Genomic DNA, 22,659 nt, shown 5'->3' with positions numbered 1-22,659 from the left:
TAAAAGACAAAAAAATAATACACTTTAAAACACTTAATTTTTATCTTTACTTAGAGTATCTACTTAAATTTACAACCACCTTAAAAAAAGATGAATAAAAATAAAAGCGCCCCAATGAGCGCTTTCAATCCGCAACATTTCCATCACCTTCGTAAAAACTCGCCCTATAACTTTACATTACACTTTACATCATTTTTACATAAATATGCCCTAAAATATCTCCTGCAAGGTCTATTTTGTCAGCACAGTTGCTTAAATGTCTGAAAATTTCCCTCATTTTTAAAATATATTTTACATCTTCTTCTTCAAACAGTTTCGCTAAATTTTTTCTATATAAATTCTCCACTTCATTTTCATATTTTTTAGCTTTTAATGCCTGTTTCATACCTTCTTTTTTATTTTTATTAAGATTGCACACTGATTTGTGGATAAGGTCAGTACTAAATTTTATAACAGTAACAATTTCCTGCAATTCTGATGTAGGTTGTAAATTATATATTTCCATCTCTTTAACTGTTGTATCAGCATAATCTAATATGTCATCAATAGCTTTTGACAGCTGAAAAATATCTTCTCTGTCAAAGGGAGTAATAAAGGTCTTATCAAGTTCATCTATTAGCTCCTGTCTTTTTCTGTCAGCTTCTTTCTCTATTTTATTTACTTCATGTCCATCTTCGATATTACCTGTTGTCATGTATTTCTCAAGAGCGCAAACTCCTTCAATAGTTAATTTTGACTGTTTTTCTAGTAATTTATAGAAATCTATTTCTTTAGAAAATAACCATTTAAATACATTCACTCTTTTCACCTCCCTCATAAAAGCTTACTCAAACCGTAAATCAAATAAGAGATTATAAAAGATACAGGAATTGTTATAAACCACGCCATAATTATTCCCCTAGCAAACTGCCACCTAACAGCAGTAGGTCTTTCTTTTGCCCCAATACCTAAAATTGAAGAATTAATTAACTGTGTACCGCTGATTGGTGCACCAATGATTGCTGCTATACTTACAACTAAAAGGGAAGAAAGCTGTGCATTAAAGGAATGAAAAGGCCTTACTCTGTATATTCCTGCTCCTACATTCTTGATTATTCTAAAACCTCCTAATATAAGTCCAAAAGAAATCATTAAAGCCGATATGTATTTTATGTTAAAAGGTACTTCAAAATTATGAGTTTGTCCCTTTATCATCATTAAAATAACGATTAAACCCATCCCTTTTTGGGCATCATTTGACCCCTGTCCTGCATTGAGAAAAAAGAGAGTAAAATATTGCAGTTTTTTAAGTATATTATTCACTGCCGGCGTTTGATTTTTCAATATTTCTGATAAAAAAAACGTTATTAAATATCCCGTAATAAATCCTATTATAGGAGACAGAAACAAAGGAAGAATAGCTCTAAATAGTATACCTTGTACATTTATTGAGTTAAAACCGTATTCTAAGACAAAAGGTCCTAACATTCCGCCAATTAACGCATGAGAAGAACTAGAAGGTATTCCAAAATACCAGGTAATAAAGTTCCATATCATGGCACCAATTAAACCGCATAATATCAACAGACTGATATTGTAACCGCTTTTAAATAAATACTCATATTTTACAATATCCTTTGCCACTGTCTTACTGACATTAGTACTTATTATTGCTGTACCCAAAAATTGTGCAACAGCCGCGAGAATAAAAGCTTTTTTTGCATCTATAGACCTTGAAAATATAATAGTAGCAACAAGATTTCCTTCGTCGTGAAAACCAGTTACAAATATATAAAAAAATATTACTATAACTGCAATAAAATAAAAATCCATGACATCACCTCGAGTAAAAAAGCCATATTTAACTTTTATTTTATGCACAAATACTTAAAACAATTATATAAGTTATTTATATATACTTCAAATTTTTGAAAAACAAAAAGCATGTTTTAAAATTTTCCGCAATTGAGAACATGCTTTTTCTACAATACATATAAATATTTTTTATGAACAAAATAAATATGAGAAACTTCAAAATTAGGAGTGAGATTTATGGCAAAGGAAAATGATAAATACACAAAACCTCCAAAGCCGGATGACCGCTCAGACAATGTAGAAAAATTACAACAAATGATACACGATACTATAGAAAATTATAGAGAAGCAGAAGATTACTTAAAATTACACGCAGAAGAACTTTCTCCTGAAGAAATAGAAAGGATTAAACAGAAAAACAAAAATAGGCTCACAAGTATACAAAACATGAGAGAAGAAATAATAGATGAAGTACACGACAACGACAAAAAGCAAGTATAAAGAGGCGGATTACGCCTCTTTATACAATTTATTTAATTCAATGGCAATTTTAGCACCTACATGGGTATTATTTTTGACAAGTTCAATATTAGCTTTTAAACTTTCACCTTGTGTCAAATCTTTTATTTTATCCAACAAAAAAGGTGTTATTTCTTTACCTTTTATATTTCGCTTTTCTGCCTCATAAAGAGCATCTTCTATAGCTTTATCTATATAAGCTTTATCCAAGGCATATTCTTCTGGAATAGGATTTGCAATTAAAATTCCACCTTTGAGGCCTAAATCCCATTTTGTCTTTATAATTTTTGCAGCCTCTATTTCGTCATCAACTTTATAATCAACTTTAAGTCCGCTTTCTCTTGTATAAAAAGCTGGAAACTCTGAAGTTTTAAACCCTACCACAGGAACCCCAAAGGTTTCAAGGTATTCAAGAGTGCGAGGAAGGTCAAGTATTGCCTTTGCACCTGCGCATACAACTGCTACGTCTGTATTTGCAAGTTCTTGTAAATCAGCTGATATATCAAATGTTTGTTCTGCTCCTCTGTGGACACCTCCTATACCTCCTGTAACAAACACTTTTATGCCTGCAAGATTTGCACAAATCATTGTTGCGGAAACTGTAGTCGCTGCACTAAGTCCTTTTACTAAAACTACGGGTAAATCCCTTCTGCTAGCTTTTAATATTTCTTTTGAAGTTCCCATAAATTCGAGTTCTTCTTCGCTTAAACCAATTTTTATTCTTCCATTTATAATGGCAATTGTAGCAGGTATAGCTCCATGTTCTCTTACAATATTCTCCAAAGTTTTAGCCGTCTCAATATTTTCCGGATAAGGCATTCCGTGAGATATTATAGTGGACTCAAGTGCAACAACAGGTTTTCCTTCCTCCATTGCTTCTTTAACTTCTTTTGACATATCAATGAAATTATTCATTTTACAATCTCCTTTACTATATTTTTTAATTGATTTTCATTTAAAAATGGATTTACTGTATAAGGTGAGGATATTGTAAGAGATGCCGCAGCAAGACCAAGTTTTGCCGATACATCCAGAGGATAGCTATTAAAAATACCATAGACCAAGCCAGCCGTCAAAGCATCTCCTGCACCTGTAGCATCAACAATTTCGGCTTGATATGGTTCTATAAATTTTTCAACTTCTTCTGAAGAAATATATACCCCTCTTTCTCCTAAAGTTACTATGACATTTTTGACACCTTTTTGTCTTAAATATTTAACTGCTTTTTTCATATCCTCATCATTTGCTATTTTAACTCCAGATATCGATTCAAGTTCTTCTTTATTTGGAGTTACATAATCGATTTTGTCAAGTACACCTATTAATTTTTTTGCTTTGTCGATGGAAACGGGCTCTGCCACTACAGGAATATTATTATTGTAGCAAAGCTCCACAATATATTTGATGCTGTCTTTGGGAATATTTGTATCAAAAACTACAATCTCACTATTTTTTATAACTTCCATCTTGGACTCAAGATATTGTATATTTAACTCTTCTAAAATGTCCATTCCCGAAAGAGCCACATCCATATCACCAATTGCATTAAGAATGGCAAGATATATACCTGTACGCCTTGTATTTGAAATTACAATCTGTTCAACATTTACCCCTGCTTGCCTTGTCTCCTCAAGAAGCCTTCTTCCTTCATCATCATTACCCACAACGCTCAAAAGTGTAACAGGTAAGCTAAGCTGTGCAAGGTTGTGAGCAATATTTCTTCCTACACCGCCAGGTGCTATGTTTATGTGTCCCGGATTTGAAGTATGCTGCTTAAGCTCTGAATAGGGTTTACCTTTTATATCTATATTTGCTCCTCCAATTACAGTAATACCTTTAAAGTCCCTCACCACATAGCCTCTTCCTAATATAAAGCCCTTTTTCATGAGGTTTGCTATGTGCCCTGCAACAGCTGACCTGCTTATACCCATAAGTTGTGCTAATTCTTCTTGAGAAATCATTGGATTTTTCTTTATAAATCTTAATATCTCTTTTTCCCTCTGTGTCAATGCCACATCAATACACTCCTAAACAATTATTTGTTTATCAAACATTTGCAAGTATATTATATCACAAAAACGCAAATAAAAAAACTGCTTATTTTAAAAAGCAGTAAAAACATTATTATCCAGAAAGCATACCAATCTACTTAATAATATATGATAAAATCACATAGCTAACAATACCCACAACAACAGGTGTAAATAATTTTCTCGTAAAATACGCGGCTATAAATGTCGGTATTGCTGAAAGTAAATATATATTTGACAAATCTAGGAATAACCTTCCATCCTTAATGAAAATTACTGGAAATAAAAGAGCTGAAAGAACTGCCACAGGCACATACTCAAGAAATGACTTTACAGTCTGAGGAAGTTCTATTTTAGTTAAGCCATAAACAGGCATAAATCGTGGAATATATGTAACTAAAAACATTCCAATAACACTTATTATAAATTTCGTACCCATTTGTCAAGCAATACCCCCATTCCTGCACCTATTAATGCAGCTACAATGACATTTGTATTTCCTGGTAATATAAACATCAAAGTTATAGACAGCAAACCCGAAAATATACTTATAAAAACTTTTTTATACCCTGATATTTGCATGAGTAGCAATGCAATATACATTGCGGGAAGTGCAAAATCAAGCCCTACGTTTATAGAGCCTCCTATCAAACTTCCTGATACAGCACCTAAAAATGAAGCAAATACCCAGGCAGTATACGAGGTTAAAAATAGTTGGTAGAAATAACCTTCAGTATATTCAGAGTTAGTTTGCAAATCTGTAATCGCAACAGCATATGTCTCATCAGTAATAAAAAAAGATAATATTGGTATATGTTTCCTCGATATGTACTTCATATACTGCGATAGTGATGTACTATATAAAAAGTGCCTCAAATTCACTATAAATATTGTAGATACCAATGTAACGATACTTGCCCCTGCACTAAGCAAACTTATAGCAATAAATTGTGCTGAACCCGCATATACAAAAAGAGACAATGCCATCACTTGTGAAATAGTAAAACCGCTTTTCACGCCAACTAGTCCATAAGCAAAACCTATTGGCAAATATCCTAACACAATAGGTAGTGCACTTTTAACTCCATTTATACTCTTTTTAACATCACTATCTACTATCATAATTTACTCCCTCACCATCACTAAAAATATTTATTTAAAAGCAGGAGCACGCCTCCTGCTTTTAATTATTTCACAACAATATTTACAAGCCTGTTTTTGACGACTATAACCTTCTTTATCTCTTTTCCATCCACATATGCTTTTACATTTTTATCTGAAAGAGCAAGCTTTTCTACTTCTTCGTCAGTAGCATTTGAAGGAACTTCAAGTCTCCCCCTCACCTTGCCATTTACCTGGACAGCTATCTCTACAATATCTTTTTGTAGAGCCTTTTCATCCCACTCAGGCCACTTCTGATTGAAAACAGAGTATTCATAACCCAGCCTTTCCCACATCTCTTCAGAGAAATGGGGCACAAAAGGCGCCAAGATTTTTACAAAATCTCTTACCACATCTTCATAAAATTTCATGTTCTTTACTTCAACCTCATTTTCATATTTATACAAAGCATTTACAAGTTCCATTATTCTCGCTATAGCAGTGTTGAATTCAAATTTATCGGCATCCAATGTCACGTGTTTTATAGTGTAATGTCTCACATAGTTCAATTCTTTTTCCGCATCTCCCATTTCTTCTTTTGTCTTTCCTGGATTTTGTCTAGTCTCAATAAATTTATCTATAAACCTCTCCACTCTATTGACAAATCTGGAAATTGCCTTAATACCATCATCATTCCATGGCCCACCTTCAGAATAAGCAAATCCAAACATCAGATAGAGCCTAAATACATCAGAACCGTATTCTTTAATGTATTCGTCAGGCGAGATGACATTTCCTCTAGATTTACTCATTCTGGTTCCATCAGGTCCCAATATTGTGCCTTGGTGGACTAATGATTTAAAAGGTTCATCAAAGTCAAGATATCCCAAGTCTCTTAAGGCTTTTGTGACAAACCTTGCGTACAAAAGATGCATTGTCGCGTGCTCTGCTCCACCTACGTACTTGTCAACAGGCAACATTTTATTTATCCATTCTTTATTGAAAGGCTCTTTGTCGTTTTTGTTATCGGGATATCTCAAAAAGTACCACGAAGAATCCACAAAAGTATCAAGAGTATCGGGGTCTCTTAACGCTTTGCCTCCACATTTTGGACAAGTAACGTTCATAAAGCCTTCATGCTTTTTAAGTGGAGACTCACCTGTTGGAGCAAATTCCACATCATAAGGAAGTAACACTGGCAAATCTTCTTCTGGGACAGGGACTATGCCACAACGTTCACAGTGAATTACAGGTATTGGAGCTCCCCAGTATCTCTGCCTTGAAACAAGCCAGTCTCTCAATCTGTAATTAACCTTAAAAGAAGCTCTACCTTCTTGTTGCAATTTCTCTACAATCTTTATCCTTGCCTCTTCTGATTTTATACCTGTAAATTCTCCACTGTTTATAAGCACTCCATACTCAACAAAGGGTAGACTGTCGTCCACATCTCCAATTCCTTTTATCACTCTTTTTATAGGAAGGTTGTATTTTGTTGCAAATTCATAATCTCTTTCATCATGGGCAGGAACAGCCATGACACAACCTGTTCCATATGTTGCAAGGACATAGTCTGCTATCCAAATAGGGAGTTTCTCTCCCGTCAGAGGATGAATCGCGTATGCTCCTGTAGATACTCCTGTCTTTTCTTTTTCAGTAGACAACCTTTCAATTTCACTTTGTTTTCTCGCGTATTCTTTATACTCCTCAACAGCTTGTTTATATTCATCTGTAGTAATTAAATCCACAATCTCATGTTCTGGAGCGATAACTACATACGTCGCTCCATATAACGTATCAGCCCTTGTTGTAAACACCTTAAATGTCAGGTCTTTGCCGTCAACTTTAAATTCTATCTCTGCCCCATCCGACTTTCCAATCCAATTTCTCTGCATTATTTTTGTCTTTTCAGGCCAATCAAGTTCATCCAGTTTTTCAAGGAGTTCTTCTGCATAAGCAGTTATCTTGAAAAACCACTGAGTCAAATCTTTCTTTGTAACTTCAGTACCGCACCTTTCACATTTTCCATCTATAACTTGCTCGTTTGCAAGAACAGTTTGACAGCTTGGGCACCAATTCACTGGAGCTTTCTTCCTATAGGCAAGGCCTGCCTCAAAAAGCTTAAGGAAAATCCACTGTGTCCATTTATAATAGTCCGGCAAGCAAGTTATTACTTCATAGTCCCAATCAAAAGTTGCCCCCATTTCTCTTAACTGCTTTTCCATCGTTTTTATATTTTCCATAGTTGAATCATAAGGATGTATTCCCGTCTTTATAGCATAGTTTTCTGCAGGAAGTCCAAAAGCGTCAAATCCCATCGGATGAAAAACTTCATATCCCTGCATCCTTTTAAGTCTTGCCCATGAATCTGTAGGACCATAATTGTACCAGTGCCCTACGTGAAGTTTAGCACCTGATGGATAAGAAAACATCTCTAAACAGTAAAGTTTTTTGTCCACATTTTCAGGATTAAACTTGTATAACTTTGTTTCTTCCCATTTTCTTTGCCACTTTCTATCGACTTCAACAGAATACGCCATATATTTCACCTCTAACTTAATTTTAATTTTATTAAAAAAAGCCCTTCATCTCATAAGAGACGAAAGAGCTACTCTTCCGTGGTACCACTCTTTTTGGCGCAAAAGCGCCCTCTCAAACCTGTAACGGCGGTAACCGTGCATACCTACTAAACTTCGGTATACCTACTCCGTGGCGAGTTTCAGCAGGAGAAGCTACCGTTTTGCACCAACCAACGGCTCTCTGAAAGCTTATCATGCTTACTACTCCACATCATCGTATTTACAAATAGATTTGTACATTATTTTATTACAAAAGAAAAATAAATGCAATATCCTTTTAAACAATATTATTATAAATCAGACACAAGTTGATGGTACTTAGTAAAAAAGTTTCTATAGGTGAGAAAAGTAACACTAAAGCAAGAAATCGAAACTGTTGATGCCAGCATAAAAGTAACCATTATCTGGTACTTAACTGCATTAATAGGGTCTACCCCTCCTAATATTAAACCAGTCATCATTCCTGGAAGTTGCACGATGCCAAGAGTTTTCATGCTGTCAACTGTAGGAATCATTCCCGTCTTTATCGCAGTCTTTATCACTTTTTGCGCTGCTTGCCTTGAAGTTGCGCCAAGTGACAAATACGCCTCTATTTCCTGCGACCTATTTTTTATTTCATCTTTTAGCCTTGAAACAGCAAGCCCCGATGCCACCATTGCATTACCTATTATCATTCCTGACACAGGTATAACTTCCTGGGGTCTAAAATGTATATTCCCAAACAAAATGAGCAGAGAAATTGTAATCGCGGCACTTAAGGCAATTGAAAAAGTGATAAAATAAAAAACATTCGGTATGCCCTTCCCTCTCTTTGAAGCATTATTTCCAGCAACTACTATCATTAAAGCCACCATTGCCAAGGTAAATAAAGCATTATTTGCAGCAAATATATAGTGTAAAATGTATCCCACTATTGTAAGCTGCACAACCGCTCTTATAGTACCTATAACTATTTCCTTTTCAATCCCCAGCTTTTGGTAACAAGAAACAAAAATTGATATTAGCACAAGACTTGACGCCAATGTCAAAGACAATACACTCATTTAACTTCCTCCTTTAACTTACCTTGTATAAACAATTTTGTAATTTCATTTTGGGGATTTGTAAAAAAATCATAAGTTTTAGCATATTCTATTAATTGCCCTTTGTTAAGCAGTGCTGTGTAATCTCCAATGCGCTTAGCCTGTTCCATGTTGTGAGTTATCCAAATAATCGTCAAATTCATTTTTTCTTTTAGGTTAAATATCAATTTCTCTACTATTTCTGTAGAAGTAGGGTCAAGGGCTGAAGTAGGTTCATCAAGTAAAAGAGCTTCAGGATTATTTGCAAGAGTTCTCGCTATAGAAACTCTTTGCTGTTCCCCTCCTGATAAATTTTTCACATCTTTTGTAGCATACTCATTATTCAATCCTACAATGCTCAAATAATACTCCACGTTTACATTTTTTTCGCCTTTAAGCATTGGACCATACTCAATATTCTCTTTTACTGTTCCTTCAAAAAGATGAGGCTGCTGAAAAACCATTCCAATTCTTCTTCTTAAGTCTATCACATCTATTGTTTTAATATCCACGTCGTCTATTAAAATACTGCCATGGGTTGGATCTATCAATCGGTTTATCAGTTTAATCAACGTGGATTTTCCAGCTCCAGAAGGGCCGACAATAGTATGTATTGCTCCACCTTCAAATTTTACAGAAATGTTTTTTAATATCTTATTTCCAAAACGATTGTAGCTTACATCTTTAAATTCTATTTCATTCACATAAATCACCTCTATTGTAACAATTGTTACATTTATATCTAAATTGTATCCTTTCTTTGTGCGAAAGTCAACAGAGTCAAAAATTTCTTTGGAACGTTGATATTTATTTGACATTCTTCTTCTAAAGTAATAAAATATAATTGACAATAAGAGGAAAGGAGGCGATTTGTGTGAATACAAAATTTATAACGAGAACAGCTATCCTATTAGCTATTACTTTAATATTTCAGTTTTTAAAAATGCCTCAACTAATAACAGGCTCCCTCGTAAACGCTATGCTTCTAATTGCCGCTGGTACTGTTGGAATGTGGTCAGGAATTATAATAGGACTTTTAACACCGGTAATTGCATTTTTAGTAGGCATAATGGGATTTCCTCTCATGATTCCTTTTATAATGGTAGGTAATGGATTATATGTAATACTTTTTTCAACGCAAAAAAACAAAGTAATAGGAATGATAGTAGGTGCTGTAGTTAAATTTATATGGCTGGCCCTATCAGTAAAATATATAATGCAGCTGTTCAATGTAAAAGTTCCCTTAAAAATTGTCCAGGCTTTTACCTTCCCACAGCTTATAACAGCACTCATAGGAGGTATTGTTGCACTCATAATAACAGCATTTCTCCAAAACTACTTTAAAACAGCAAAAGAAGGATAACAAAAAATAAGGGGAGAAAATGCTCCCCTTGTTTGCTTCAATTATATAACAGAGTTTGACCATCTGCCACATCTATCTCCTGTCATCGCTATTACTTTGCCGTTTGCTTTAATTTGTATTATTTCACATTCGTTAGGACAAGCTTTGCAAATAAAGCTCGTCGTTTCAAACTTCTCCTTTGAAACCTCAAATCCCTTAAACTTTGTAGTTTTTCCTGTCCGTTTCATTTCATCTTTTGCCAACATCGCTATTCCTATTGCTCCCATGATGTCATAATACTTTGGCACAATTACCTCATGTCCTACTTCTTCTTCAAACGCCTTTTTTATCGCAATATTTGCCGCCACACCGCCTTGGAATACAAAAACCGGCTTCAATTTTCTCCCTCTTACAAGATTGTTCATATAATTTCTCACTAAGGCCTTTGAAAGGCCTTTCAATATCTCCGCTTTGCTAAACCCGTATTGCTGTTTCGATATCATATCAGATTCTGCAAAGACTGTGCATCTACCTGCAATTCTCACATCTCGCTTTGCAGTCAATGCAATTTCACCAAATTCCTCAATCTTTATCCCCAGCCTTTGTGCTTGATGGTCAAGGAATGACCCTGTACCAGCAGCACAAACCGTATTCATAGCAAAGTCGTTATCGTACCATCATTTATAATAATAAGTTTAGAATCCTGGCCGCCAATTTCAAAAATAGTACTAACATCTGGATGAAACTGCAATGTAGCAGTAGCATGGGCAGTTATCTCATTTTTTATTACATCTGCACCAAGGATGTACCCAAGAAGCTGTCTACCACTTCCCGTTACTCCAACACCACCTATTTCTTTAGTTGCCAATTCATTGTGTAATTTTGCTAGTTCATCCTTTACAGTATCAATTGGTTGCCCAACATTTCTTACGTACGAATTGAATAATACCTCATTATTTTCATCAATTGCTACAACCTTTATACTTACTGATCCTACATCAACACCAATATATATTTTCTCCACTTTTGTCTACCTCGCTATCCTTTTTCTGTGTTTTTTTAGTTTTATTACATCTAAAAAAGCTTCTATTCTCGTTAATACATTGGCAATAGCCATTTGCTCATCTACAGAAAGTGACAAAATTGGATAGTCATATTCTCTCATTATTTTATCTATCACACTTTGAGAAACAAGTTCTGGTAAACATCCAAAAGGTTTCAAGTGAATGACTCCATCAAATCCTCTTTCCATAAAATCAATTATTGCGCCTACAGACTGTTTCGCATGCCCACCAATTATTATCTCTATGTATTTCTCACCTTTTTTCAATATTTGATGTTCTTTCTCTTTGTAAAAAGGCAAAGGTATTAAATTAAAATCAATCCATTCGGAAATGTAATGAGACCTTTCCACTTCTGCGCCATAAGCATTTAAAACTTCTTCTATATTACCATTTATTGAAGGCTCCATCACAACATATATTTCTCCTACTATTCCAATCTTTATCTTTTCTTCTTCCGGTACTTCACAAATCTTTATACTATTTAACCTCTCGATCGCCTTTTTTTCTACCCTCTTTACATCTTCAGAAGATTCTATTTTCCTATATTCTTCTGTAATTTCATGCCATACTTTAGTAAACTCTTTATTACACTCATAAGCCCTCTTCGTTTCTACAATTTTCTCTACCTTATCCATTGATTTTGCCATATCATATACAATTTTTACCGTTTTAATAACCTGCCGCCATGAATTATTTCCTTTTATCTTTTTTACATTTTCCAAAAAAGTTTTCCAATCTCTTTTCGGCTCATCAAATATTATAAATTCTACATCATAACCCATGTTTTGAAGTATTTTTTTCTGAGCCTCTCCATAATAACCAGCCCTGCAGGGACCATTCCCACCAGAAGTCACTATAGTATCCGCTCCTAATTCTAAAGCCTCAAGATAAGTCCCTAAAATAACCTTTAAAGGAAAACAAGCAAATTCAGGACTATATTTTACACCGTAATTTATCGTTCTTTGAGATGGCCGCGGTGGCGTTATAACTTCGTGACCAAGCAAACTAAATAATTTTTCATACATATAAGGAGAACCCATATAAGGAAATGTTATCTTCACTTAAATCACGCCTTCCACAGATTTTTCAGCTTTATATTTTTTAATCCTTATGAGGTCCGTAAATGCCTCAACTCGTGTAATTACGTGGCTTTCACCAGTTTGCTCATCAATTCTTAAAGTCATAAAAGGTTTTTTGTGTTTTTCAGAATCTATAGTTAAAAAAGGCTCAAGAATTGAATCAGGACCGCATCCAAAGGCAGTAATATGAATAATACCATCAATGTCATCTCTTTCCATAAACTCATAAGCTGTACCTAAGAGCATATTAGTAAATTCCCAAAACATATTTTTTTTAAATTTTTTCAATTGACGTTGTATTATCCTTTCTTCCATCATATCAAAAGTCACAACTTTTATGTTGAGCTTGCGAAAAACATTAAGCAAGTCCATATTGACAAATCTATCATAAACATTATATACATAACCAATTAGACCTATTGTAATATCGCCATCATATTTTTTTGGTTTATCACTCGTCAAAAGCTCATTTATATCATATCCTTGCTTATTCAAAGCTCTAAACTCAAGCCATTTGTCTCGGGCTTTCTTTAAAGCATTTTTTAAATCTTTTCTACTCACACCCAATTTATCGATAAAAACTGTATAATTGTGAAACTCTGATATGTCAGTACTTTTTGACACTATGTTATGAGTCAAAATTTTATTCTCAATGCCATCAAAAAGACCTTTTATCATGTCAGGCAACCCCATAAATTTAGGGCACATAAATATACCTTTCCTTAAGCTTACAAACCTAGGAATATATATGTAATCAACACTCTTATCCAGCAAATTTAAAACATGTCCTGTATATACCTTCATAGGTACACATATTTCCGCAACTGCTTCTTTTACCCCTATGTCTAAAATACTTTTTGAAGTATCGTCAGAGGTGACCACTTCAAAACCAAGGCTTTCGAAAAGAGTTTTCCAGAATGGATAATAAAAATAATACATTAAAGCTTTTGGAATACCTATTTTCATTATTTGCTCTCCTCTCCTCCAAGTACATCATATATCATATTTTACACTACTTCAATCACTTTTTTCTATTGCTTTTACAAAAATTTCTATGCTTTTTTTAACAAATTCTCTATCGCTAAAGCCAATTAGCTTGTTACCATAGGAGGCATTCATTAAAACAAAACCGAAATTCAATGATATAAAAGCAAAGGCTAAAAGTTCAAAATCATCAGTATTTAATAATCCCTTCTCATACATTTTTTCAAAATACTTTATCAAAACTTCTTTAAAGCCTTTTGGAATCCTGATCAGATATTCTTTTACCTCCTCAAAAATCTCTGGACTTCTCAATCCTATCATGATTTTCGCTTTTTCTTCTGTAAAATTTTTATGATATTCATGAGCAAGCATGAGTAGGTCTTCTTTTAAATTACCAGTACAATTGTCTAATATTCTTTCATCTACAGGCTTTAATAATTCCAGCTCTTTTAATGCATAAAGCACTATATCTTTTTTGCTTCCAAAACATCTAAAAATTGTAACTTCATTTACTCCTGCCTCTTCTGCAATATTTCTTGTAGTTGTAGACTTATATCCTTTTTCAGAAATTAGTTTTAAAGTAGACATAACTATCTTTTCCTTCACCGAATCGCCCATTAAAACACCTCACAATATGTATGCAAGTAATTGCTTGCATACATATTATAACATATCTTTGTCATAAAACAAAAAGCAAAATTGCTCTTTTAAAAAGCAAAGATTTTTATTAAAAAAATTGGCCATACGGCCAGATAGTTACTTTATTTAACTTTCACAGGTGGAACTAACAATTTCCCGTTAAGTGTACAGCTTTCTTTATTTCCTCAATAACCTGCTGTGTATTCATGTTTCTTATTTCGATTCCAATATGCTTATCTCTAGGAAAGCCTACATCATCAAAAGCATCTCTGTACATTTTCCTCTGCATTGTAGGATCACAGGCAGCAACATAAAGTTCATCTATTTGTGCTCCTCTTAATAATTCCCTTAAATACCTATCTCCATCATCTGCACAAAGTTGAGGATGTAATCCTACCCATTCAAAAATGTCTTCTCTTCATTGGTCTTTTTCATAATAAGCTCACATTTTGTTCAACCTTTCTGCTACTTTAACTAAATACTCTTTAAAAAACTCTTCTTCATAACTTAAAAGTTGGGTATCGACGTTTTCTATAGTATCCGTATGCCAGTGGTAGTTACCTAGTCTTCCTTTTTCATCTTTTGCAAGAAACGCTATTGCATCAAATCCAGCAGCCATTGCTGGAAGAGCATCTGTAGGAAGGAGCAAATTTTTCATTTTTTGAACTTTTCCGTCACGACCTTTTGCCATCTCCTCTGCTATATCAAGTAACATTTTCCCGGCTCTTTTATAAAATATCATTCCTTCCCCCTCAAGGTATGTAACTTTACCAGTTCCAAGATTATCAAGTATGATGAATTTGGTCTCTTTAGAAAGTTTTTTACGGTATTCCCTTATGAAATTTTTCATTCCTCTTTCCCCTGTCTCTTCACTGCCAGTAAATAAAAATACCATGTCAACATTATCAGGAAACTTGTCTTTATGGTTTATATAGTAATTTGCCAATGCTAAAGTTAAAGCTACCCCTGTGCCATTGTCATTTGCCCCTTGTATATACCTACCCGTTACTTCACATATAGCCATAAAAATTATATTTGCAAAAACAATAATAAGTCCAATACGCAATATTGCAGAAGCTATAACTAAATTGAAAATATTAAACAAAATTCCAATTGGAATAAGTCCAAATCCTATATATGAAATGTTGTAAATTGCACTTAGTTTGTCGACAATTTTAGGATGAAACATTATACTGCCTCTTTGCGTATCATAATGGGCTGATACAATTATTCTTTTGCTGCGGCTTTCATCAAAACTTGTAAAAACATTTTCGGATAAATGCCTAGGCATTATACTTGTTTCAACTGGCTTACCACTTACTTCTAATAACAAAAGACTTATCGCAAATAAACTGAGTAAAAATGCTGCTATTTCTAAAGGTCCGCCGTACATCAATGAGAAAAAGCCGCAAATAAACAGCAAAACACCCACTTGTAAAGAAAGCATATATAGATTGTCTCTTGTAGTTTTAAAAGTCCGTTTCTCAGCTTTATACCCCATCCTCTTCAATTCCTGCAAAATATACTCCGCGGCTTGCCTTTCATTTTTTGTCGCAGAGCCCCTGTGTTCAAACTTAGTCAATTCCTTTAAATAGTCAATGCTCTTCAAATTAAAAGCCCCCTCTCAGTAAAACTATTTATTGCGATACTTATATACGTAACCATCTGCAGAATATATGTACAAGTTCGAACCATCCTCCGTAATAGCAATATCATAAATACCGCTTTTATGATAATAACTATATAAAGTATTTCCTTGCTTGTCGTACATAGTTATTTTATTAGCATTGTTTATGGTATTGTCATATTCTTGAGATAAAATTACTATATAATTTCCATCAGGTGTCATAACTGCTTTTTTAACTTTCCAACTAGAAGTTATAGTTTTTGTCATATTAAAATTGTTAAAAAATGTAATATAATATTCTTTATAATCTTTGCTGAAAGATATTAGAACCGCTGCTTTCCCATCTTTAGACATTAAAGCTTGTTGTATAACTCCTTTTTTTGTATAGTTTTCACTTAAAAGTGCCTTTTCTCTATTATAAAATCCAATACTACCGTCAAAACCTAAGAGTAAAAACGCTTTTCCATCCTCTGAAGCTGTTATAAAAGGTTCATTGCTTTTCATGTCTTTATTATAAAAAACTTTGCCGCTAAAATCCATCGCTAAAATTCCAGAAGAATTACCATCATCAAAAGAGGCAGTTACTATATCTTTATTTATAGATAAGTCATAAACAAAAGTAGATTTTATTTTTTGCTCCCATATCATATACCCTTTATCATTAAAAAAATCAATAAAAGAGCCATATTCCTCATTTTCAGGCGTTGATACTGCATAGGAAAAATATTCTCCATCAGGAGATACAGAAACGGAAGTTACTTCGTGCCCTTTTATTATGTATTTGTGGGAAATCACCATGCCTGACTTATCATAAACTATCACTTCACTGCCTTTTTCATCTTCTATGACTAAAGCAATTAACTCTCCATTGCGAGATAAATCCAAAAATTTGATAGGTTTACTTGTACCTACCATCCAAAGCTGATTGCCATTTTTTGTCGCCTTTATCAAATTAGTATTTTTAGCTATATAAATATTTTCTAATTCATCCGTAAATATAAAAGCATTTTCTCCTTCAATGTCTTCATTTAATAACCTTTTCCAGACAAACTCAGGATATTTTCCGTTTATAGGGCGAGGTATAATGTCTATTTTCCCATTGTGATAGTCATATACTGATATAGATTTAGAAGACTGTGCCATAATTCTTTTGCCATCTGGAGAAAATTTAAGCATTGCTATAGTATCATAGACTTTGGCAGTCCAAATCATATTTTCACTTTCATCCATGACCCCTATGTAATCTTTAGTTTTCGCGTTAGGAATTGTTGTGCCATTTATAGCAAAATAAGTATTATTCCCTTCAAAACGCACATCATTTATAAGTCCGTAATTTACTACAATATAGTCTACAAGCTTTCCACAACTATCATAAATCTTAGAAACTCCATAATTGCCTATAACAAACTTAGTAGCATCTTTATTAGTGTAAAACCTCTCTGCTATCTTTGGGATCTCTGTTTTGTCGCCATTTAATTTTTCTATATAAAGTTTTTTGTCAAAATAACTGGAAAATAAAATTGTATTGCCATCAGCAGATAATAAAGCCGAAATTTTTGTCATGCCAGAAGTTCCTTCTACCTTTGATGGGCTGAGCGGCATCTTTATTCTTTTTATCATTTTCCCATTTCTATTATACACATAAATGTTATATTGTAGCAAATCACTTGAGGAAAGATAAGGAACGTCATTTTCTTTCTCTTTCATCAAATTATTGTTGTTATTTCTATTGCTTAAATCAATAAACAAAAATTTTTCGCTATTATTGCTAAAATTTTCAAGTTTCGGTATTACATGATTTATCTTTTTGACAATTTTATTTTGATTGAACAATATTAATTCGCCATCAGCTGGATAATTATCCTTATAGTATACATTGGAAATAACAACAGCTTCTCCATCAGGAGACACCATAGCATCTAACACATTCTTTTGATAATCAATCTTTTTAGACTCCACATTATAATTTAAAATTTCAGTTAACTTATCATCATAAAGTGCTATTTCCGTTTCTCCTTTTTTAACCACAAATTTATTTAAAGAGGTATTTAATATTCTATAATCTGCTTTTGTCCGCAAAAGTTTTTCTTCAATCATTTTATCTTTGTCATAACTTCTCAAATATATGTTGCCATCTTTATACACTAAAGTAACGATTTCATCTTCTGATATAAATGTCGTATCAAAAAATCTTTCTCCATTACTTTGAATTGTCCACAAAGGCACATTGCCGTCTTGTAAGGCGGCATTTGCAATATTTTTCGGAGGTTTTATAGCTTCCCCTGGGATTTTTAAATTGTCACACCCTGATAAAAATAACACTAAAACCATCATTAATAAAACAATCTTTTTCAATTTAACTCCTCCAACTATATCTTAATTTAATAATAGCACATTTTATAAAAAAAGCATACTTGAAAGCTATGCTTTCAAGTATGCTTTTTTCTCATGGTATTGGATTTGTTGTGGAAGGAGGGTTATTACTAGGCGGACTAGTTTGAGAATTACCATTGTTAGGAGGCGGATTGGTCGTTTCTCCTCCAGGAGGTTGCTCTGTACCACCGTTATTAGCGGGCGGTGGTTGAGTATTATCCCCTGGAGCATCACCATTATCAGAATTCTGTGGTGGCGGAACAGTATCATCGTATTCTTTTGGAACCACATATTTTCCATCTAGTGCAACTGCATTCTGCGCTGGTGTTCTACCTGGTGGATCTATAAACACAGCATCTTTTACCAAATCAGGAGGAGTTAAATCCGTTGCTAGTTTACCATTTTGAGAATTTATTTTTGCTGTAACATGAACAGTGCAATAAGTTGTGGGTTGAGTACCCTGTGCAAAAATTTCAGTATAGGTTCTGTCACCTCTAGGATCCAAATGACACAAATCTGTAGGAAGTTCTCCTGAATCGCGACATACTGTTACAGAAATAATTCCTGGTGGCCTTACAAAATCTTTATATGGTAAATTTTTGTGTATCTGCATCATCACTGTTTTCCAAAATATTGCTGGATAAGAACCTCCTGTAACTCCTTTACCACCATATATCATTGCTATATTCTCCCCGGTTCCCATCCACACTGAAGCCGAATAATAAGGGGTAAACCCTGCAAACCAGGCATCATAATAGTTTTCATTTGTACCAGTTTTCCCTGCAACAGGCATATTAGGAAGTCTTGCATTCGTACCCGTCCCTCCAGGTTTTACAACCTCCTGCATCATATTTGTTAATATATAAGCATTTTGCGGACTTAAAACTATATGCTGGGAAGGTTTATTTTCTAAAATTACATTCCCTTCTGAGTCAGTAACCTTTGTAAATGTAATAGGAGATGTGTAAACTCCTCCATTTGCAATCGCTCCATAAGCAGCGGCCATTTGAAGTGGGGTAACTTCTCCACCTGCTCCAAGGGAAAGGGCAGCTGGTGATTTTTCAATTCTTTCCGTTATGTCAAGCCCAAATTTTTTGCCATATTCTGCAGCAGTATTAAGCCCTATCATCTCGACAACTATCCTTACAGCAGGTATATTTTGGGATACTTTTAAAGCTTCTCTGAAGGTCATAAGACCTTTATAAGTATTTCTACTATAATTGTGAGGCTCCCAATTCCACTGTTTGTAATAAACAGGAACATCATCAACAACTGTAGCAGCTGTATAGCCTTTCTCCAATGCTGGTCCATAAACTGTAATAGGCTTTATTGAAGAACCAGGTGGTCTGCCACCTGTAGTTGCATAATTGAAAACTCTTACTTTGCCCTGAGTTTCGTCAGTTTCTCTTCTCCCAACTATACCCTTAACTTCTCCTGTTCTCCAATCCATTACTACCATGGCACCTTGAACTATTCGAATGTTGCCTTCTTTATCTTTTAAATCAGCCGGAAAAAGTTTTGAGTTTTTGAAAGCTTCCTCCATAATATTTTGGATATTTACATCCATTGTCGTGTAAATTCTAAGACCACCATTGAATATTTTGTTCATAGCCTCTTCATACGATATGTTTAATTTTTGTGAAAGAGCATTAGCCACATCCTCTTTTACTTGATCTATGAAATATTTATGTTTATCGCTGACAACAGAATAATGTATATCAAACTCCAACTTTTCATTAATAGCCTCATCGTATTGTTCTTGTGTAATGTACCCTTGTTTAAGCATTTCTTTTAAAACAAGACGCTGCCTCTCTATTGCAGCTTCTTTGTTAGCTGCAGGCGAATACAAGGAAGGGTTCTTAGTTATACCAGCAATTAAAGCACTTTCTGCTAAATCTAACTCATTAACATGTTTGTTGAAATAAGCTCTTGCAGCTGCTTCCACTCCATATGCATTTACATTAGGTCCTCCAAGGTATATTGTGTTGAGATAAGCCTCTAGTATTTGTTCTTTTGAATATTTCTGTTCCAGTCTCCAAGCAAGAATCGCTTCTTTAATTTTTCTTGAAAGGGTTTTTTCACTGGAAAGCATGGTATTTTTTACAAGCTGTTGAGTTATAGTACTTGCACCTTCAACAGGTTTACCTCCCGCTTTAATATTTGCAATAAGAGCTCCAATGATTCTTTTTAGATCAATTCCTAAGTTATTTTGATAAAATCTTTGGTCCTCAATAGCAACGAAAGCATTTTGTAAATCTTTAGGTATTTGGTCTAATGGAACCCATATCCTATTACTTGCCCCAAACAAAGTTGCTACTTCTTCTCCGTTATCTGCATAAACAATAGAAGATTGGGCTTGCTTTGTTAAAGCTTCCTCAGATATCTCGGGAGTATCTTTAATTATTGTCCATACTTTAGCTCCAATAACCCCAGCAGCTGCAAATATTAGAATTATAAAAGTATATATGACAAATTTTATTATGTTTTTTGCCACGCTTTTCTTTTTAGTTTTATCCTTCTGTTTTCTCCTTTCACTTCGCTTTAAATTTGCGTTATTATCCATATTAAATCCCCCATATTAAAGTACTCTTCTGAAAGCATATAATGATTAATATAAATTATATCATAAATTCAGGCCATTTTTATGTCCAATTTGTAACAAATCATTAAAAATCCCATCAAAAAAGTCAGCCACTAATGACTGACTTTTTAAAAGCTTATTTTGCTAATTTATATATATTGATGACATCTTCCTTTCCTAACTTTATAAAATTACCAATTTTTTTGTTGCCGTTGTCTGTGCACTTATTTGCCATCTCTTCAAATCTGTCATCAGAAATGCCTGCTTCTTTGAGCGTAACAGGAAGACCAATCGCTTTAAAAAATTCTGTCATTCGTCTTATACCTTCTAATGCTATGTCTTCGAGGTTTTCATAAGCTAAATTCACATCCCATACTCTTACAGCAAATTGTACAAAGCGATTTATATCATGCTTGTATACGTACTTCATCCAGGCTGGAAAGATAATTGCAAGTCCTGCTCCATGGGCAATATCGTAAATAGCACTTAATTCATGTTCAATTTTATGGGAAGCCCAATCTCCTATCCTTCCTGTGCTTAGTAAATCATTGTGTGCAATGGTACCTGCCCACATAATTTCTGCCCTTGCATTATAATTTGTTGGGTCTTTTAGCACAATACGCACATTATTTATAACAGTTTTTAAAGTAGCCTCACAAAACCTATCAGTCAAATCAACACCTTTGACATTTGTAAAATATCTTTCCATGACGTGTGCCATAATATCTGCAACACCACAGGCCGTTTGATAATTTGGCAATGTATATGTAAGCTCTGGATTCATAATTGCAAACTTAGGTCTTATCAAGTCATGGTGAAATCCTCTTTTGTACCATCCGTTTTCATTTGTAATAACTGTAGCATCACTCGCTTCACTTCCTGTTGCAGGAATAGTTAAAATTACACCTACAGGTAAGGCCCTTTCAAGCTTCGCTTTTCCTACAAAAAAGTCCCACACATTGCCATCATAGGGTACACCCATTGCAATAGCCTTTGCAGTGTCAATGACACTTCCTCCACCAACAGCTAAGATAAAATCGATATTGTTTTCTCGGCATAATTTTATTCCTTCCTGCACAAGACCAAGCCTTGGATTAGGCTTTACACCTGACAGCTCTATAAACTCAATCCCAGCCTCTTTTAAAGAATCTACAACTTTATCATATAAACCAGTCTTCTTTATGCTTCCTCCCCCATAACAAAGCAGCACTTTACTGCTGTAATTTTTTACCTCTTCACCCACTTGATGTTCTGTTCCCTTACCAAAAATAATTTTTGTAGGGCTTGAAAAAACAAAGTTCTCCATAAAACCACTCCCCTGAAAGTTTTTTATCGTGTTGCCATATGTGAAGTTATCAAGATGTCAAAACACATTAATAAAAATGTCCTTTAGAAAATTATAACACAAAGGGAGAAAATAATGAAATATGAAAATAAGGAAATTTTTGTTAATAATTATAAATTGCAATCCTCAATTTTATCCGATGCATAGCAAACCATTCTTCCATAATCATTTTTTTAATTATATCGACGACTTGTTTTGCAAATTGTTTTGTATAAGACAAAGGGGATGGTTCCTCTTGTCTGAATTTTTCGGACGAAAGAAACGGTCCCCTTTGTCTCAAGAGTAGGTATTAATTCCCTTTTATCCAAGCTCTATAATATTTGAATACCTTTTATCAATAAAAACAGTTAAGTCTATATAACTGTGTAAAAAGGGGTTGAGCCATTCCCCACCCCTGGTTAGAATAGAAATAGAAACAAACCAAAAATCTAACTGGAAAGATAAGAAATGGCTCAAGACAATATTACTATAGATTCTGAAATTTTTGTATTATCTTTTTGTAAAAAGAACAAAAGATGAAAAGTTAGCTAAATTATTAGAGTCC

The 22,659-nt window shown here is 34.0% G+C and carries 18 protein-coding genes, 2 pseudogenes and 1 other annotated feature; of the genes and pseudogenes, 2 read left to right on the top strand and 18 right to left on the bottom strand.

The features are described from left to right. Nucleotides 1–184 precede the first annotated feature (184 nt). Both M663_RS0107230 and M663_RS0107225 read right to left on the bottom strand, forming a co-directional pair. Nucleotides 185–799, bottom strand: a complete 615-nt coding sequence (locus tag M663_RS0107230; RefSeq protein ID WP_029688455.1) for a DUF47 family protein — start codon at nt 797–799, stop codon at nt 185–187. A 14-nt stretch (nt 800–813) separates the two neighbouring features. Then, complete coding sequence (locus tag M663_RS0107225; protein ID WP_029688454.1) at nt 814–1,812, bottom strand: inorganic phosphate transporter; 999 nt, start codon at nt 1,810–1,812, stop codon at nt 814–816. 219 nt (nt 1,813–2,031) lie between these two features. Between M663_RS0107225 and tlp the strand changes: the two genes are divergently transcribed. Next, complete coding sequence (gene tlp, locus M663_RS0107220; protein WP_029688453.1) at nt 2,032–2,295, top strand: small acid-soluble spore protein Tlp; 264 nt, start codon at nt 2,032–2,034, stop codon at nt 2,293–2,295. A 9-nt stretch (nt 2,296–2,304) separates the two neighbouring features. Here the strand turns inward: tlp and M663_RS0107215 are convergent, their stop codons facing one another. From M663_RS0107215 to M663_RS0107180, 7 genes are all read right to left on the bottom strand, one after another. Continuing rightward, entirely contained in the window at nt 2,305–3,228 is a 924-nt protein-coding gene (locus M663_RS0107215; protein ID WP_029688452.1) for a pseudouridine-5'-phosphate glycosidase, read from the bottom strand. Then, nucleotides 3,225–4,328, bottom strand: a complete 1,104-nt coding sequence (locus tag M663_RS0107210; RefSeq protein WP_029688451.1) for a PfkB family carbohydrate kinase — start codon at nt 4,326–4,328, stop codon at nt 3,225–3,227. The genes M663_RS0107215 and M663_RS0107210 overlap by 4 nt, the downstream gene beginning before the upstream one ends. A 130-nt stretch (nt 4,329–4,458) precedes the next feature. Beyond that, nucleotides 4,459–4,782: an AzlD domain-containing protein gene (locus tag M663_RS0107205; protein WP_029688448.1), complete on the bottom strand. Its 324-nt coding sequence runs from the start codon at nt 4,780–4,782 to the stop codon at nt 4,459–4,461. Continuing rightward, nucleotides 4,764–5,465: an AzlC family ABC transporter permease gene (locus M663_RS0107200; RefSeq protein WP_029688447.1), complete on the bottom strand. Its 702-nt coding sequence runs from the start codon at nt 5,463–5,465 to the stop codon at nt 4,764–4,766. Before M663_RS0107200 ends, M663_RS0107205 begins: the two co-directional genes overlap by 19 nt. 65 nt (nt 5,466–5,530) lie before the next feature. Further along, entirely contained in the window at nt 5,531–7,981 is a 2,451-nt protein-coding gene (gene leuS, locus M663_RS0107195) for a leucine--tRNA ligase (protein ID WP_029688446.1), read from the bottom strand. A gap of 52 nt (nt 7,982–8,033) precedes the next feature. Continuing rightward, nucleotides 8,034–8,244 (bottom strand) — a binding site (T-box leader). 66 nt (nt 8,245–8,310) lie between these two features. Next, nucleotides 8,311–9,063: an iron export ABC transporter permease subunit FetB gene (gene fetB / locus M663_RS0107185; protein ID WP_029688445.1), complete on the bottom strand. Its 753-nt coding sequence runs from the start codon at nt 9,061–9,063 to the stop codon at nt 8,311–8,313. After that, a complete protein-coding gene (locus tag M663_RS0107180; RefSeq protein WP_029688444.1) occupies nt 9,060–9,785 on the bottom strand; it encodes a phosphate ABC transporter ATP-binding protein in 726 nt (241 codons plus the stop codon). Before M663_RS0107180 ends, fetB begins: the two co-directional genes overlap by 4 nt. 170 nt (nt 9,786–9,955) lie before the next feature. Here M663_RS0107180 and M663_RS0107175 point away from each other — a divergent pair, with 170 nt between their 5' ends. Then, the gene (locus M663_RS0107175) at nt 9,956–10,444 is read left to right on the top strand and encodes an ECF transporter S component (RefSeq protein ID WP_029688442.1); all 489 of its coding nucleotides are present in this window, start codon (nt 9,956–9,958) and stop codon (nt 10,442–10,444) included. Between the two features lie 41 nt (nt 10,445–10,485). On the opposite strand, the pseudogene M663_RS14625 reads toward M663_RS0107175, so the two are convergent. From M663_RS14625 to M663_RS0107130, 9 genes and pseudogenes are all read right to left on the bottom strand, one after another. Continuing rightward, nucleotides 10,486–11,447: pseudogene (locus M663_RS14625) on the bottom strand (acyl-CoA dehydratase activase). A 6-nt stretch (nt 11,448–11,453) separates the two neighbouring features. Next, complete coding sequence (locus M663_RS0107165; protein WP_029688441.1) at nt 11,454–12,548, bottom strand: 2-hydroxyacyl-CoA dehydratase; 1,095 nt, start codon at nt 12,546–12,548, stop codon at nt 11,454–11,456. Further along, entirely contained in the window at nt 12,549–13,532 is a 984-nt protein-coding gene (locus tag M663_RS0107160) for an acyl-CoA dehydratase activase-related protein (protein ID WP_029688440.1), read from the bottom strand. 51 nt (nt 13,533–13,583) lie between these two features. Then, nucleotides 13,584–14,168, bottom strand: coding sequence for a TetR/AcrR family transcriptional regulator (locus M663_RS0107155; protein ID WP_029688439.1), 585 nt, complete (start codon nt 14,166–14,168; stop codon nt 13,584–13,586). A 166-nt stretch (nt 14,169–14,334) separates the two neighbouring features. Further along, nucleotides 14,335–14,607: pseudogene (locus M663_RS0107150) on the bottom strand (heterodisulfide reductase subunit A-like protein); the annotation flags it as partial. Between the two features lie 24 nt (nt 14,608–14,631). Next, the gene (locus M663_RS0107145; RefSeq protein WP_029688437.1) at nt 14,632–15,798 is read right to left on the bottom strand and encodes a M28 family peptidase; all 1,167 of its coding nucleotides are present in this window, start codon (nt 15,796–15,798) and stop codon (nt 14,632–14,634) included. Nucleotides 15,799–15,822: 24 nt separating this feature from the next. Continuing rightward, the gene (locus M663_RS0107140; protein WP_029688436.1) at nt 15,823–18,171 is read right to left on the bottom strand and encodes a cyclic nucleotide-binding protein; all 2,349 of its coding nucleotides are present in this window, start codon (nt 18,169–18,171) and stop codon (nt 15,823–15,825) included. 91 nt (nt 18,172–18,262) lie between these two features. Further along, complete coding sequence (locus M663_RS0107135; RefSeq protein WP_029688434.1) at nt 18,263–20,752, bottom strand: PBP1A family penicillin-binding protein; 2,490 nt, start codon at nt 20,750–20,752, stop codon at nt 18,263–18,265. A 154-nt stretch (nt 20,753–20,906) separates the two neighbouring features. Then, nucleotides 20,907–22,076 (bottom strand): iron-containing alcohol dehydrogenase, encoded by a 1,170-nt coding sequence (locus tag M663_RS0107130; RefSeq protein ID WP_029688433.1) that lies wholly within the window; start codon nt 22,074–22,076, stop codon nt 20,907–20,909. Between the last annotated feature and the right edge of the window lie 583 nt (nt 22,077–22,659).

It is taken from the genome of Thermoanaerobacter sp. A7A (assembly GCF_000445185.1).
Taxonomy (GTDB): Bacteria; Bacillota; Thermoanaerobacteria; order Thermoanaerobacterales; family Thermoanaerobacteraceae; genus Thermoanaerobacter.
This window is presented reverse-complemented; position numbering and strand designations above follow the sequence as displayed.